The organism is Aliidiomarina celeris, assembly GCF_003316875.1.
In the GTDB taxonomy this organism is placed as follows: domain Bacteria; phylum Pseudomonadota; class Gammaproteobacteria; order Enterobacterales; family Alteromonadaceae; genus Aliidiomarina; species Aliidiomarina celeris.
Genome location: NZ_QMIL01000003.1, coordinates 156,294 through 170,738, shown reverse-complemented (window position 1 = coordinate 170,738; position 14,445 = coordinate 156,294). Strand labels below are relative to the sequence as shown.

Here is a 14,445-nt window from a genome sequence, read left to right as displayed (position 1 = left end):
ATAACCGCCCTTTTTAGAACCTAGAAGTGAAGTGGAGCGCATGGCGAAGAAGGTTTATATAAAAACGTGGGGCTGCCAAATGAACGAGTACGACTCGGGCAAAATGGCAGATTTACTACACGCACAACTCGGATACGAGCCCGCTGCTGAGGCAGAAGAGGCTGATTTGATCCTGCTCAACACCTGCTCTATTCGCGAAAAGGCCCAAGAAAAAGTTTTCCATCAGCTTGGCCGTTGGAAGTTACTCAAGAACGACAAGCCTGACTTGGTTATTGGTGTTGGTGGCTGCGTGGCCTCGCAAGAAGGTGCGGCTATTCGCGAGCGTGCGCCTTTTGTTGACTTGGTATTTGGCCCGCAAACCCTGCACCGCTTACCTGCAATGCTTGCAGAACTGTCGGCAGGAAAAGGCTCGGTTATTGACATTTCGTTCCCTGAAATTGAGAAATTCGACCGCTTACCAGAACCTGTAGCCGACGGCCCAAGTGCGTTCGTGTCTATTATGGAAGGGTGCAGCAAATATTGTACCTTCTGTGTTGTGCCTTACACCCGTGGCGAAGAAGTAAGCCGCCCCGTCGACGATGTGCTTTTTGAGATTGCCCAATTAGCCGACCAAGGTGTGCGCGAAGTGAACCTGCTTGGCCAAAACGTGAATGCGTTCCGCGGTGAAAACTTTGACGGTAGCGTTTGTTCCTTTGCCGAACTGCTGCACCTTATTGCCGCTATCGACGGTATTGACCGCATTCGCTACACCACATCGCACCCGGTGGAATTTACCGACGACATTATTGCCGCCTACGAAACTATTCCGGAATTGGTTAGCCACCTTCACTTGCCCGTGCAAAGTGGTTCCGACCGCATTCTCGCGTTAATGAAACGGGGCCATACGGCGCTTGAGTATAAGTCGCAAATTCGCAAATTAAAGAAGGTACGCCCCACTATTGCCATGTCTTCCGACTTTATTATTGGGTTTCCGGGTGAAACAGACGACGATTTCCAGAAAACCATGGATTTAATTCAAGCCATCGATTTTGACATGAGCTTTAGCTTTATTTATAGCGCTCGCCCAGGAACCCCAGCGGCAGATTTACCCGACGACGTGAGCGAAGAAACGAAAAAGCAACGCCTGCAAATTTTGCAGCAGCGCATTAATCAACAAGCACAGCGCCATGCGCGGCAAATGCTCAACACGGAACAACGCATTTTGGTTATTGGTCCTTCCAAGAAAAACCCAATGGAACTTGCTGGCCGTACTGAGAATAACCGTGTTGTTAATTTCGAAGGCCGCCCCGACATGATCGGAAAGTTTGTCGACGTTCGTATTACCGAAGCCTTACCAAACTCGCTGCGCGGTGAACTGATACGCGAAGAGAAAGACATGGGCTTGCGGGTGGCGACGTCGCCGCAAGACATTCTTGCTAAGCATCAAGAGCCCGACAACAGCCCAGAAAACAACAAAGGTGTAATGCACTTTGTGCCTTAAAGAACCTATGCCCTCACTCATTGCATTCATATTGTTGGAGCTATTTTGAGTCATTCCCCAGAAACTTTTGAGCTTTATTTGGAGCCAGCCGACAGCAAACGGCTGGCCAACCTTTGTGGCCCGTTCGACGACAACATTCGCCATTTAGAGCGGCGTTTAGGGGTAGAAATTAGCTACCGCGACAACCATTTTCAAATTATTGGGCACCCGGCCGGTATTCTTGCCAGTAGCCAGATTTTGCGTGACCTTTATGTAGATACCGCGCCGGTACGTGGGCGCTTACCCGCTATCGAACCCGACCAAGTGCACATGGCCATTCAAGAGAGCAAAGCGCTCGAAGTAGACGAAGCGCCTGACGACGACAAACATACCACGATTAAAACCAAACGGGGTTTGGTAAAGCCACGCAATAAAAACCAGCAAGACTATGTGCGGGCGATTTTAGGTCACGATATTAATTTTGGTATTGGCCCTGCCGGCACAGGTAAAACCTATCTTGCGGTAGCCGCTGCAGTAGACGCGCTGGAGCGGCAAGAGATTCGCCGCATTCTGCTCACCCGCCCTGCCGTAGAAGCCGGCGAAAAACTTGGCTTTTTACCGGGCGACCTCGCACAAAAAGTAGATCCGTACTTACGCCCGCTCTACGATGCATTATTTGAAATGCTGGGTTTTGAAAAAGTTGAAAAGCTCATTGAACGCAACGTAATTGAAGTGGCGCCGCTCGCCTATATGCGCGGGCGTACGCTGAACGACGCGTTTATAATTTTGGACGAAAGCCAAAACACAACGCCTGAACAAATGAAAATGTTCTTAACGCGTATTGGTTTTAACTCCAAGGCTGTTATTACCGGTGACATTACGCAAGTGGATTTACCCCGAGGCCAGCGCTCTGGACTACGCCAAGCCATTGAAATTTTACACGAAGTGAACGACATAAGTTTCACTTTCTTCAATGCCGCCGACGTTGTACGCCACCCTGTGGTGCAGCGTGTCGTACAAGCCTACGAGGCCTTCGATAAAAAGAAAAAACTACAAAATGGAAGTACCGCCAATGAGGCTTGAACTTGACCTGCAAATTGCAGCCGAAGGCAAGGCTATTCCGGCGCAGTCCGACTTTGAACTTTGGGTAAAAGCGGCGCTTGCCACTAGCACCATGGAGCAAGCTGAACTTACGATTCGTGTTGTTGCACCAGAAGAAAGTCAAAGTTTGAATTTCGATTATCGGCAGAAAGACAAACCAACCAATGTGTTGTCTTTTCCTTACGAGCCTTTTGCGCCGATAGCGAATGAAGCCATGAGCACCGCGCTAGAACTCCCTTTGCTGGGCGATTTAGTGATCTGCGCCGAGATCGTTGAAACCGAAGCGCAACAGCAAAATAAACCGATTCAACATCATTGGGCACATTTGGTGATACATGGAGTATTGCATTTAATCGGCTATGACCATATAACGGACACAGAGGCTGAAGAAATGGAAAATCTAGAACGCGCCATTTTAGCGGGCCTTGGTATTCAAGACCCTTATTTAGAGCAAACTAACTAGGAGCATGATCACCGCATGAGCGATGACAACCCCCCGTCGGGTAATCATAAAAAAACATCTTGGGCAATGCGTTTATTGCAAAATTTTACCGCCGAGCCGAATACCCGTGAAGAATTAGTCGATATGATTCAAGACGCTGAAAGCCGCGACTTGATTGACATTGATACTAAGGAAATGATTGAAGGAGTGCTCGATGTCGCCGAGTTAAAAGTGCGCGACATTATGATTCCGCGCTCACAAATGGTCACTATCGACAAAAACCAGTCTGTTGAAGAATTCCTCCCTATTGTGATTGAAACGCAGCATTCGCGTTATCCGGTGGTAAGCGAAAACAAAGACCATATTGAAGGGATTTTGCTCGCCAAAGATCTACTCGCCTATGGTTTCAAAATGATTGAAGAGCCCTTCTTGCTCGAAAAAGTTATGCGTCCCGCAGTGATAGTGCCGGAAAGTAAACGGGTAGACGCATTACTCAAAGAGTTTCGCTCGAAGCGTTACCACATGGCCATTGTAGTAGACGAATATGGCGGGGTGTCGGGCTTAGTAACAATCGAAGACGTGTTAGAAGAAATTGTTGGGGAAATTGAAGACGAAACCGACGAAGACGAAGTACGCGCGAATATTCGCCGCGTAAGTGCTACCCGTTGCATGGTAAAAGCCCTCACCCCCATCGAAGACTTCAACGAGTTCTTCCACACAGAATTCTCCGACGAAGAAATTGATACTATTGGCGGTATGGTGGCGCAAGCCTTTGGCCATGTTCCAGAAATAGGCGAGTCTGTTGAAATTGGTCAATTCCAGTTTAAAGTAACTGCGGCGGATCGCCGGCGTATACAACAACTACAAGTTACGGAGCTCGCAAAAGCCGAAAATGCGCCGCATTAGTTTTCGTAACCCCACTGTGCGCTATGCTGTGGCCGCCTTAAGCGGCGCAGCTATGGTGCTTGCATACGCGCCCTTTTCACTCGGCGCACTCGCGCCTGTAGCCATAGCACTGCTGCTGTTACTGCTATCCTATAGTCAAACGGGTAAACAGGCCCTGTTCACTGGTTTCTTGTTTGGTTTAGGTTGGTTTGGAACAGGCATTAGCTGGGTTTTCGTGAGCATTGACCGTTTCGGTGGCATGCCCTTTCTCGCTTCGCTCGCCGTAATGTTTATTCTGGTAGCCTATTTAGCGCTGTTTCCAGCGCTTGCGGCCGGTTTATGGTTTCGTTTGCGCCGTTTCAACAAGCGTGCAGCACTGCTCAGCTTCCCAATAATTTGGTTGCTTTGTGAACTTGCGCGCGGTTGGTTCTTAACAGGCTTTCCATGGCTCACCCTCGGTTATACGCAAACCGACACTACCTTGGGTCAACTCGCTCCCCATGTGGGTGAGGTGGGCATTAGTGTGGCCGTGTTACTCACTGCCATTGGCTTTGCCTATACTGTGCTCTCCAAACGTTTAGAATGGCTTAGTTTACCGATCGCGGTTTATGCGCTGGCGTGGTTTAGCCCAATGTTAAATCCAATGCAGCTCACTGGCGAAACGGTTAGCGCAGCGCTTGTTCAGGGCAATATCAAACAAGACTTAAAATGGGACCCAGAGCAAGAGTGGCCCAATTTTATTGCTTATCAAGACTTAAGCCGGCCGCACTATGCCAACCACGACATTGTAATTTGGCCTGAGTCGGCGATTACCTTTATAGAGCCCTTTGCCCAAGGGCCTCTCGCCGACCTCGACCACAGGGCGCGCACGCACAACACAACCATTGTCAGTGGTGTTATTGATTATCAACCCGAAGCGCGTGATTTTTACAACACTATCGCAGTATTTGGTGACACCAACGCACCCTATGCTTGGAACAATAACAATCGCTATCAAAAACATAATTTGTTGCCCATTGGCGAATTCGTGCCCTTTGAGGATCTGCTGCGGCCGCTCGCGCCGCTGTTTAATCTTCCTATGTCGAGCTTTAGCCGCGGCAACGCAGTACAACCGAACTTGCAAGTGAATGGGCACCAGCTTGCTGCTAATATTTGTTACGAGGTGGCCTATTCAGGCTATTTGCGCACGCAAATTAACCCAGAAACAGACCTTTTATTAACGATTAGTAATGACAGTTGGTTTGGTGATTCGCATGGTCCGCATCAACACCTTGAAATAGCGCGCATGCGTGCAATGGAGTTTGGCCGACCTTTATTGCGCGCCACCAATAATGGTATTACCGCAGCAGTAGATGAACGTGGCTATTCACTTGGCCGCATTGCGCAATTTGAACCGGGTGTGCTCAGTGTTGAGGTAGCGTTAGTCGCGGGTACAACCTACTACACCCGTTTAGGTACATGGCCTGCAGCACTTTTTGCTATGCTATTAGCACTGTACGCAGTCAGCCCGCGCTTTGTCACAAGAAAGCCTCCTCAGGCGTAGTCAACAGCACGGAAAGTGGATACACTAAACACTATTCATTGAAGCAAGGAAATGAGCCCATGATCGATCTACTACACGCTATTTTATTTACCGCTATGGTTGCCGCTGGAGGTTTAGGTCTCGCCAGTGTAATCATGACTTTTATACCGGTGATTACCGAGACTATGAGCGCCGATGAAGTGGCGAAGGAGCGCGTTGAATACGCTTTCTTTGGCTTCGCGGGAATTGTGATAGCCTTGGTTATGATCCTTGCCATGGCGCTTTCTTAAGCGCCATTTTTTCCTTTGAATTTTTCTACCGACACCAGCAGGTTGTATGTCGATGACCAAACATAATGAAGCACGCTTTCTCGAAGAACAGTACCAACCAACCGTTGTAGAACAACAAGTTCAGCAACGTTGGGAAAAAGACCACGTATTTAATGTGACCGAAGACTCAAGCAAAGAGAAATTTTATTGCTTGTCTATGTTCCCTTACCCCAGTGGCAAGCTACACATGGGGCATGTTCGTAACTATACGTTGTCTGACGTGGTGTCACGGTATCAGCGTTTGCAAGGCAAAAATGTGCTTCACCCGATTGGCTGGGATGCTTTTGGCTTACCCGCCGAAAACGCCGCTATTCAGAACAATACGGCACCGGCCAACTGGACTTATAAAAATATTTCCGACATGCGTAGCCAGTTAAAAACCCTTGGCTTTGGTTATGATTGGCAACGCGAAATAGCAACCTGCCACCCTGAATATTATCGCTGGGAACAGTGGTTCTTTACTCGCCTTTTCGAAAAAGGCTTGGTTTACAAAAAGAATGCTACGGTGAACTGGGATCCAGTAGACCAAACCGTGTTAGCCAACGAGCAAGTTATCGACGGCCGCGGTTGGCGCTCGGGAGCTCCGGTAGAACAAAGAGAAATTCCCCAGTGGTTTGTTCGCATTACCGCGTATGCGGAAGAATTATTGAACGACTTAGACCAGCTTGAAGGCTGGCCTGAGCAGGTCAAAGCCATGCAGCGAAACTGGATTGGCCGCTCTGAGGGGGTTGAAATTAGCTTCCAAGTGGAAGCCGCCGATTTAAGTAGCATTAACGTTTATACCACCCGCCCAGACACCCTCTATGGGGTGACTTACATGGCGGTTGCGGCACAACATCCATTAGCCTTGCAAGCGGCACAAAATAACTCAGCTGTTGCCGAGTTTGTGGAAAGTTGCAAACAGCAAAAAGTAGCAGAAGCCGACCTTGCAACAATGGAAAAACGCGGCATTGCAACTGGCTTTTCTGCGAAGCACCCATTAACCGGTGAACTCGTTCCAATTTGGATTGCCAACTTTGTACTTATGGATTACGGCACGGGTGCCGTTATGGCGGTTCCTGCTCACGACCAACGCGACTGGGAGTTTGCCAGTACCTACGGTTTACCCATTGTACCGGTGATTAAACCACTCGAAGGCGAGCACGACTTTTCTCTGGCGGCTTACACCGACAATGGCCATTTGGTGAATTCAGGTGACTTCAATGGGCTCGATACTGAGCAAGGCTTTAACGCCATTGCTGACAAGTTGGAAAGCTTAGGGGTTGGCGAACGCCAAGTGAACTATCGCTTACGCGACTGGGGTGTTTCGCGCCAGCGCTATTGGGGCGCGCCTATTCCCATGCTGAACTTGGCCAATGGTGAATCAGTACCAGTACCCGACGACCAATTGCCGGTGCGCTTGCCTGAAGACGTGGTAATGGACGGCGTTACCTCACCGATAAAGTCGAACCCTGAATGGCGAGAAGCGAGCTGGCATGGGCAAGCAGCAGAGCATGAAACCGATACCTTCGACACCTTTATGGAGTCTTCTTGGTACTATGCGCGCTATTGTTCTCCGCGCTATGAAAACGGCATGCTCGACCCTGAAAAGGCAAACTACTGGCTTCCGGTTGATCAGTACATTGGTGGTATTGAACACGCTATTTTGCATTTACTCTATGCGCGGTTCTTCCACAAGCTTTTACGCGACACGGGGTTGGTGGAGTCTGACGAACCCTTTAAGCAATTGCTCTGCCAAGGTATGGTCCTTGCCGACAGCTTTTACCGAGAAGACGAGAAAGGCGGTAAGCAATGGTTTTCACCCCTAGACGTTGAACTACAACGTGACGAAAAAGGTGGTATTAAAAAAGCCATTTTAAAAACCGACGGTAAACCTGTAATTCACGGCGGCACCACCAAAATGTCGAAGTCGAAGAACAATGGTATCGACCCACAAACTATGGTTGACCGCTTCGGTGCCGATACGGTGCGTTTATTTATGATGTTTGCTGCACCACCTGAGCTTACCCTTGAGTGGTCGGACTCGGGTGTGGAAGGTGCGCACCGCTTTTTGAAGCGTTTGTGGCGTTTAGTGTACGAATTCCAAGACCACGCTGGCAAACATACGCTGGATCTAACGCATTTAACGAACGAACAGAAATCATTACGTAGAGAGTTACACCGCACTATTGCCAAAGTAACCGACGACATGGGCCGTCGGCAAAACTTTAACACCGCCATTGCGGCCGTTATGGAGCTGAGTAATCACCTGCAAAAAGCTGCTCTTGAAAACGACAACGATCGGGCCGTAATGCAAGAAGCGCTCAATGCCATAGTGGTGTTGTTATTCCCTATTACACCGCATGTGTGTGAACGGTTATGGCAAGCCTTAGGACACAGCAGCGACATTAACTTTGAGCAATGGCCGAGCGTTGACCAGTCTGCTTTAGTTGAAGACGAAAAGCTCATTGTAGTGCAAGTGAATGGTAAGGTTCGCGCGCGTATTACCGTAGCGGCCGACACCACCAAGGAAGACATTGAGCAAAATGCATTTGCACAAGAAAATGTGGCAAGTCACTTGGACGGCAAAACGGTTCGCAAAGTTATTTACGTACCCGGCAAGCTGCTCAACATTGTGGTGAGTTAATGCACATTAGCCGATGGGTTAAATACATAGTGGTACTGCAGTGCTTGTTTACTTTGCAAGCCTGCGGTTTTCACTTTCGCGGCGACTACCAAGTTCCGGAGCACCTTACCCAAGTGTCTGTGAACGCAAGTTTGCACAATCAAGTAGCAAGTATTTTGCAAGATGCGCTGCATTTACGTAGCGTTGAAGTGGTGCCACAAAACAGGGGTATTCCACACATAGAAATTGGCGAAGATCAACTTGATCGACGCATTCTTAGCCTTCTTCCCAGTGGGCAAGTTGCCGAATATGAACTCATTTATACGCTACCGGTGGCCTTTGTGAATGAACAAGGTGAGCGCACCACACAACGTATTCAATTAACCCGAGATTACCAAGACGATCCGAATTTTGCGCTGGCAAAAACGCGTGAACTCGAGCTTATTGTGAGCGAAATGCGCGACACAGCTGTGCAGCGGCTGCTTATTCTCATGAATCAGTATTTGAGAGAGTAACATGCAGGTTCAAACGAATAAGTTAACCGAGCATTTAAGCCAAGCCCTAAAGCCTTGCTATTTAGTGTTTGGCGACGAGCCCTTCCTCTGCCAACAAGCCTTGGACGAAATTCGCAAAGCAGCTAAGCAACAAGGGTTTGAAGAGCGTATTCAGCTTACCCAAGACAAACAATTTGACTGGAATGAGTTGCATAGCCAAGGCCAAACGCAGTCACTTTTTTCTAGCCAGCAATTAATCGAGCTTGAACTGCCCGACGCAAGCCCTGGGCGCGACGGGGGTGCCGCATTGCAGAGTTTTATCGCCTCTCAGTCACCCGACCAATGCCTGCTTGTTTTTGGACCGCGCATAAATAAAACAACCCAATCCACGAAATGGTTTAAGGCACTCGAAAAGCATGGCGTGTTTGTTCCCATTTACACGCCCGACCGCGATCGCTTACCAAATTATATTCAACAGCGGGCACGGGTTCACAATGTGCAACTTGATAACTCAGCGCTTGCACAATTGAGCCTCTGGTATGAAGGAAACTTACTCGCTCTTGAACAAGCGCTTATGAAGCTAAGTTTACAAGAACCCAACCGCTTAGCACCGTGGACTGCCCACGAGATTGAACAAAACGCTTCCGACCAAAGCCGCTACGACATTTTTATGCTGCGCGACACCTTGGTGACCGGCCAGCTTGAGCGTTATTTACATAGCTTAGAGCGCCTGCATGAAATGGGCACAGAGCCAGTGCTAATGCTGTGGGCCCTGCATAAGTTACAAAGTATTCTTGACCAGCTTGCTCGCACTTTGGCGCATGGTGGCTCGACTAAAACGGTGTTTAATCAGGAACGTATTTGGCAACACCAAGGTGAATTCGAACGGCTGGCCCGCGCCTACACGCCGCAAATGAATATGCACCTCAGCACTTTGCTAGAGCGTGCGGAAATGGCGATAAAAAGAGCGTCGGGTGAAAATATTATGGTACTTTTCGCCCACTTTGGTATTAGTCTATTGCGCAGCCAACAACTTGAAGCGTTAAAGCCATACCGTTATGCCTGATCAGCAAACAACACCGCCGCAGCGCATCGCTATTTTAGGCGGCACTTTTGATCCCGTGCATAAAGGCCACATTCAGCCCCTGCTTGAAATTGCAGCCCAATTTGATTGGCAACACATTCGATTGGTACCCACCTGCACTCCGCCGCATCGCGCGCAGCCGCAAGCGTCGAATGAACATCGCATTGCTATGCTGCAACAAGTTGCGCAGCAAGATCCTCGTTTACAGGTCGACACCTGGGAAATTAAGCAAGGTAAACCTTCGCGAACTTGGCCGACGCTACAGCATTTCCGGCAACAGTTTCCGCACAGTAAGCTCTACTTTGTTATTGGCATGGACAGTTATGTTACCCTCAACCAATGGCTTCATTGGCAGCAGCTCACCGAGCTTGCCGAGCTTGTCGTGCTGCCTAGACCCGGTTATTTAGCCTCACAAGCGCCCGAGCCAGTACAGGACTGGTTTGCCAAACCCGAGCAAAAAGCCAAAATACATTTTGTGTCGCCAACGGCCGTTGCCTGTTCGGCAACGGAGTTGCGTGCCGCTCTCTCAGCGCGGGACCACGAGCGCGCTTTAAGTTTAGGCCTCTTTGATGAAACTTTTCGTTATATTGAGGCACATAACTTATATCCTAAGCTGCCCACGTAGGGAACTCGTGGTAAACTTAGCGGTCATAGCCCCATAACGGAGAACATGTACATTGCAAGCAGAAGCATTACGCGACTTTATTATAGATAAAGCAGATGACCTCAAAGCACGTGACATTCGTGTTATCGATATTCGTGAAAAAACCGATGTAACCGACTTTTTAGTGGTCTGTTCGGGTAATTCGAAAACCCATGTACGCAGTATTGCCAATCATGTGGCAACCGAAGCCAAACATGTTGACAACGCCCCGCTCGGCACCGAAGGCGAAACTGACGGTGAGTGGGTGTTAGTTGATTTTGGCGACGTTGTATTGCATGTAATGCAAGACGATACTCGCGACTTTTATCAACTCGAGAAGCTTTGGGGACACCCGTAACCTATGCGTTTTCAATTGATTGCAGTCGGACAAAAAATGCCCAAATGGGTCACCGAAGGCTTTCAGGAATACAGTAAACGGTTACCACCCGACATGCCGCTTGAACTTGTTGAAATTGCAGCAGGGAAACGCGGCAAAAATGCCGACATACAGCGCATAACAGATAAAGAGGGTGAACAAATGCTCAGCGCAGTAGCGCGTTCTGCTCGTATTGTTACCCTAGAGGTTGAAGGTAAACCCTGGACCACCCACAAACTCGCGCAACGTATGCAAGCATGGCAGCTCGACGGACGCGACGTAGCGTTTCTTGTGGGCGGGCCGGAAGGTTTGTCGCAAGCGTGCCAGCAAGCCAGCGAAGAAAAATGGTCGTTGTCGGCACTTACCTTGCCTCATCCGCTTGTGCGAATTGTTTTAGCAGAGGCCTTATTTAGAGCCTGGAGTTTAAATAACAACCACCCTTACCATCGCGAATAATAATGAGTAGAAAACGCGTTCCAATAAGAAATCATCAGGCAGAAGCTGAACTTTTCTTTCGGCGGGCTGTTTTCTGTGTGGTTGTGGTTGCGCTGGTATTCGTTGTGCTATTGGCGAATCTCTATAATCTTCAGGTGTCTGGGTTTCAAGAATATCAAACACGCTCAAACAGTAACCGTATTATGGTACTGCCCGTCGCCCCAAACCGTGGGCTTATTTACGACCGTAACGGCGAACTCTTAGCTGAGAATATTCCCGTATTCAGCATTGAGGTAGTGCCCGAAGAAAGCACCAACCTGAGAGCCTCACTTGAACACGTTGCCGAGTTGCTTGAGCTGCCCGAAACCGCGGTAGATCGTTTCTACACTCAGCTTCGCCGCTCTCGTCGGTTTCCACAAGTGACCTTTGCCGACAATCTTACGGAAGATCAAGTCGCACGCTTTTCGGTAGCACAGCATCAATTTACAGGGTTTTCGCTCGAGGCTCGTTTACAGCGCAATTATCCGCTTGGAGAGCTCTTCACCCACACTATTGGCTATGTTGGGCGAATTAATCAGCAAGACGTGGACCGCTTACGAGAGCAAGAGCGCTATCAGAACTATGCAGCCACGCGCACCATCGGCAAGCTAGGCATTGAGCGCTATTATGAAGAAATACTGCACGGCGAAGTGGGATACCAAACGGTTGAAGTAAACAATCGTGGACGCGTAGTACGCACCTTAGATTTTCATCCGCCTAAGCCGGGCCGCGACCTCTACTTAGAACTCGATATCGGTTTACAACGCGTAGCGCACCAACAACTTGACGGCCGCCGCGGGGCTATTGTGGTACTCGACGCTAACACGGGTGGCGTGCTCGCTATGGTGTCGAATCCAAGTTACGACCCGAATTGGTTTGTCAGTGGCATTTCGAGCAACCAATATCGCGAATTACTCAATAATACCGACACACCGCTAATTAACCGAGCAACACAGGGCCGCTATCCACCCGCTTCCACGGTGAAACCTCATCTTGGGCTGCTGGGTTTAGAAGACGGAATTGTAACCGCCAGCACGCGTATTTGGGACCCCGGTTGGTTTGAAATTTCAGGTGTAGAGCGCCGGTTTCGCGACTGGCGTCAGCACGGCCACGGCTGGGTTGATATCGATAAAGCGATAGTGGAGTCGTGCAATACCTACTATTACGACTTAGCACTCCAGCTCGGTATTGATCGTATTCATGAGTTTATGAGTGAGTTTGGCTTTGGCCAGCGCACTGGCATTGACTTACATGAAGAGAACACGGCTCTGTTGCCTAGCCGCGACTGGAAACGTGGTCGTTTTGCAGAATCATGGTATGCGGGTGAAACCATTACCGTTGGCATTGGCCAAAGTTATTGGACCACCACCCCACTACAGTTGGCAACCTCTACGCAAACCATTGCCACCAAAGGGCGGCGCATGAATCCGCGATTAATGCGCGCTATCTACGATAACCAAGAGTTCGAATTTAATAATCCGTTAGAAAAGTCACCCTTGTCGGTCAGTGACCCTGAGCACTGGAATACTATTCACACGGCAATGGAGCGCGTGATTACCACCATTCATGGTACGGGACATACTGCTTTCCTTGGCGCACCTTACACCTCAGCGGGCAAAACCGGTACAGCCCAAGTTGCCGGATTGTCAGACGATCCCGAGGCAGAACGCCTTGAGCTAGAAGATATTGCCGAGCACTTACGCGACAACGCCACTTATGTAGGTTACGCGCCGGCCACAGACCCTGAAATAGTGATTGCTCTAGCCATTGAAAATGTGGGGGGCGGCGGCCGCAATGCGGCACCCGTTGCCCGTGCAATTATGGATTACTATTTTTTACTCGGGCGTGAGCAGAATCGGCCGCGAAGCGTTATTCATAATTCAAGCCTAGAGGAGTCGTATGCTAACGAATGAAGAACGCGTTCGCCATCCGTGGTTAGCGAAGCTCCACATTGACGGCCCCCTCTTTCTGGCCTTAATGGCCCTTTCGGTCATAAGCCTCTTCGTCATCTATAGTGCCGGCGGACAAGACAGTGGTCTCGTAATTCGGCAGTTGGTGCGTATTGGTGTTTCTTTTGGGGTTCTGTTTGTGGTTGCCCAAATAAACCCTATGCGCTACCGCGGTTGGGCCGTTTTCATCTACTTGGTGGGTATCGCTTTACTGGTTGCCGTATTGTTTTTCGGCGTGAGTGGTAAAGGTGCGCAGCGCTGGCTCGACATTGGTATAACCCGCATTCAACCCTCGGAAATACTAAAGTTAGCAGTGCCCTTTATGTTGGCGTGGTACTGCGCACGCGGTGCACTACCGATTCGTTTTACTGAAGTGCTCGGTGGTTTGATACTCATTGCCATACCCGTTGCACTCATTGCCCAGCAACCCGACTTAGGTACATCAATACTAGTCGGTGCCTCGGGGATCTTTGTACTCTTTCTGGCGGGTATGAGTTGGCGCGTAGTCACTGCTGGCGGCGTGCTCGCAGCAGCCTCCATTCCCGTTTTATGGTTTTTCGGTCTGCACGACTATCAACGCCAACGTGTGCTTACTTTTCTTAATCCTGAAAGCGATCCCTTGGGTGCCGGTTATCATATTATCCAATCCAAAATAGCCATTGGTTCAGGTGGAATAGAAGGTAAAGGATGGCTACAAGGCACACAATCACAACTTGAGTTTCTGCCGGAGCGCCATACAGATTTTATTTTTTCTGTATTCAGTGAAGAATTCGGTTTATTTGGTGTGGTTCTGCTGTTAGCGCTTTACGGTTTTATTATTGTGCGGGGCTTACTTATTTCAGTGCGCGCGCAAAGTATGTTCGGGCGTTTACTTGGCGGTAGCTTAACCCTCACATTCTTCGTTTATGCACTGGTGAATATTGGCATGGTGTCAGGCTTGCTGCCGGTAGTTGGAGTGCCTTTGCCGCTCATTAGTTATGGCGGAACGTCGATGGTTACGATGATGGCCGGATTTGGTATTTTAATGGCCCTCGCTACCCATCGGCGGTTGGTTGTTAGCCATTAAGTGTTTTGCTACACAC

Annotated in this window: 14 protein-coding genes; all 14 read left to right on the top strand. The window is 49.3% G+C overall.

Features of this window, described 5'->3' with window-relative positions; translation table 11 throughout:
* The first annotated feature begins 40 nt into the window (after positions 1 to 40).
* The 14 genes from miaB to rodA are packed head-to-tail and all read left to right on the top strand — an operon-like array spanning position 41 to position 14,429.
* Entirely contained in the window at positions 41 to 1,480 is a 1,440-nt protein-coding gene (gene miaB / locus DQW12_RS08325) for a tRNA (N6-isopentenyl adenosine(37)-C2)-methylthiotransferase MiaB (protein ID WP_113907403.1), read from the top strand.
* A 45-nt stretch (positions 1,481 to 1,525) separates the two neighbouring features.
* Positions 1,526 to 2,542 carry a PhoH family protein gene (locus tag DQW12_RS08320; RefSeq protein WP_113907402.1) on the top strand — a complete coding sequence of 339 codons (1,017 nt, stop codon included), beginning with the start codon at positions 1,526 to 1,528 and terminating at the stop codon, positions 2,540 to 2,542.
* On the top strand, positions 2,532 to 3,023 hold the full coding sequence (ybeY, locus tag DQW12_RS08315; RefSeq protein WP_113907503.1) for an rRNA maturation RNase YbeY: 492 nt from the start codon (positions 2,532 to 2,534) through the stop codon (positions 3,021 to 3,023). Before DQW12_RS08320 ends, ybeY begins: the two co-directional genes overlap by 11 nt.
* A gap of 15 nt (positions 3,024 to 3,038) precedes the next feature.
* Complete coding sequence (corC, locus tag DQW12_RS08310) at positions 3,039 to 3,908, top strand: CNNM family magnesium/cobalt transport protein CorC (protein WP_113907401.1); 870 nt, start codon at positions 3,039 to 3,041, stop codon at positions 3,906 to 3,908.
* Positions 3,895 to 5,430 carry an apolipoprotein N-acyltransferase gene (gene lnt / locus DQW12_RS08305; RefSeq protein ID WP_113907400.1) on the top strand — a complete coding sequence of 512 codons (1,536 nt, stop codon included), beginning with the start codon at positions 3,895 to 3,897 and terminating at the stop codon, positions 5,428 to 5,430. Before corC ends, lnt begins: the two co-directional genes overlap by 14 nt.
* Positions 5,431 to 5,489: 59 nt before the next feature.
* The gene (locus DQW12_RS08300; protein ID WP_113907399.1) at positions 5,490 to 5,699 is read left to right on the top strand and encodes a hypothetical protein; all 210 of its coding nucleotides are present in this window, start codon (positions 5,490 to 5,492) and stop codon (positions 5,697 to 5,699) included.
* Positions 5,700 to 5,751: 52 nt separating this feature from the next.
* The gene (gene leuS / locus DQW12_RS08295; RefSeq protein WP_113907398.1) at positions 5,752 to 8,364 is read left to right on the top strand and encodes a leucine--tRNA ligase; all 2,613 of its coding nucleotides are present in this window, start codon (positions 5,752 to 5,754) and stop codon (positions 8,362 to 8,364) included.
* On the top strand, positions 8,364 to 8,858 hold the full coding sequence (locus tag DQW12_RS08290) for an LPS-assembly lipoprotein LptE (protein ID WP_113907397.1): 495 nt from the start codon (positions 8,364 to 8,366) through the stop codon (positions 8,856 to 8,858). The genes leuS and DQW12_RS08290 overlap by 1 nt, the downstream gene beginning before the upstream one ends.
* 1 nt (position 8,859) lies before the next feature.
* On the top strand, positions 8,860 to 9,903 hold the full coding sequence (holA, locus tag DQW12_RS08285; protein WP_113907396.1) for a DNA polymerase III subunit delta: 1,044 nt from the start codon (positions 8,860 to 8,862) through the stop codon (positions 9,901 to 9,903).
* On the top strand, positions 9,896 to 10,546 hold the full coding sequence (gene nadD, locus DQW12_RS08280) for a nicotinate (nicotinamide) nucleotide adenylyltransferase (protein WP_113907395.1): 651 nt from the start codon (positions 9,896 to 9,898) through the stop codon (positions 10,544 to 10,546). The genes holA and nadD overlap by 8 nt, the downstream gene beginning before the upstream one ends.
* Positions 10,547 to 10,598: 52 nt before the next feature.
* Positions 10,599 to 10,922, top strand: coding sequence for a ribosome silencing factor (rsfS, locus tag DQW12_RS08275; protein WP_113907394.1), 324 nt, complete (start codon positions 10,599 to 10,601; stop codon positions 10,920 to 10,922).
* Positions 10,923 to 10,925: 3 nt separating this feature from the next.
* Positions 10,926 to 11,396 carry a 23S rRNA (pseudouridine(1915)-N(3))-methyltransferase RlmH gene (gene rlmH, locus DQW12_RS08270; RefSeq protein ID WP_113907393.1) on the top strand — a complete coding sequence of 157 codons (471 nt, stop codon included), beginning with the start codon at positions 10,926 to 10,928 and terminating at the stop codon, positions 11,394 to 11,396.
* Between the two features lie 2 nt (positions 11,397 to 11,398).
* The gene (gene mrdA, locus DQW12_RS08265) at positions 11,399 to 13,327 is read left to right on the top strand and encodes a penicillin-binding protein 2 (protein WP_113907392.1); all 1,929 of its coding nucleotides are present in this window, start codon (positions 11,399 to 11,401) and stop codon (positions 13,325 to 13,327) included.
* Positions 13,314 to 14,429 (top strand): rod shape-determining protein RodA, encoded by a 1,116-nt coding sequence (gene rodA, locus DQW12_RS08260; protein WP_113907391.1) that lies wholly within the window; start codon positions 13,314 to 13,316, stop codon positions 14,427 to 14,429. Before mrdA ends, rodA begins: the two co-directional genes overlap by 14 nt.
* The last annotated feature ends 16 nt before the right edge of the window (positions 14,430 to 14,445 follow it).

What these genes read in the sequence shown, in the direction of transcription:
- nadD (WP_113907395.1), top strand. Translation starts at nt 9,896, where the DNA reads ATGCCTGATCAGCAAACAACACCGCCGCAGCGCATCGCTATTTTAGGC.
- mrdA (WP_113907392.1), top strand. Translation starts at nt 11,399, where the DNA reads ATGAGTAGAAAACGCGTTCCAATAAGAAATCATCAGGCAGAAGCTGAA.
- DQW12_RS08300 (WP_113907399.1), top strand. Translation starts at nt 5,490, where the DNA reads ATGATCGATCTACTACACGCTATTTTATTTACCGCTATGGTTGCCGCT.
- miaB (WP_113907403.1), top strand. Translation starts at nt 41, where the DNA reads ATGGCGAAGAAGGTTTATATAAAAACGTGGGGCTGCCAAATGAACGAG.
- ybeY (WP_113907503.1), top strand. Translation starts at nt 2,532, where the DNA reads ATGAGGCTTGAACTTGACCTGCAAATTGCAGCCGAAGGCAAGGCTATT.
- lnt (WP_113907400.1), top strand. Translation starts at nt 3,895, where the DNA reads ATGCGCCGCATTAGTTTTCGTAACCCCACTGTGCGCTATGCTGTGGCC.
- leuS (WP_113907398.1), top strand. Translation starts at nt 5,752, where the DNA reads ATGACCAAACATAATGAAGCACGCTTTCTCGAAGAACAGTACCAACCA.
- corC (WP_113907401.1), top strand. Translation starts at nt 3,039, where the DNA reads ATGAGCGATGACAACCCCCCGTCGGGTAATCATAAAAAAACATCTTGG.
- holA (WP_113907396.1), top strand. Translation starts at nt 8,860, where the DNA reads ATGCAGGTTCAAACGAATAAGTTAACCGAGCATTTAAGCCAAGCCCTA.
- rodA (WP_113907391.1), top strand. Translation starts at nt 13,314, where the DNA reads ATGCTAACGAATGAAGAACGCGTTCGCCATCCGTGGTTAGCGAAGCTC.
- rlmH (WP_113907393.1), top strand. Translation starts at nt 10,926, where the DNA reads ATGCGTTTTCAATTGATTGCAGTCGGACAAAAAATGCCCAAATGGGTC.
- DQW12_RS08290 (WP_113907397.1), top strand. Translation starts at nt 8,364, where the DNA reads ATGCACATTAGCCGATGGGTTAAATACATAGTGGTACTGCAGTGCTTG.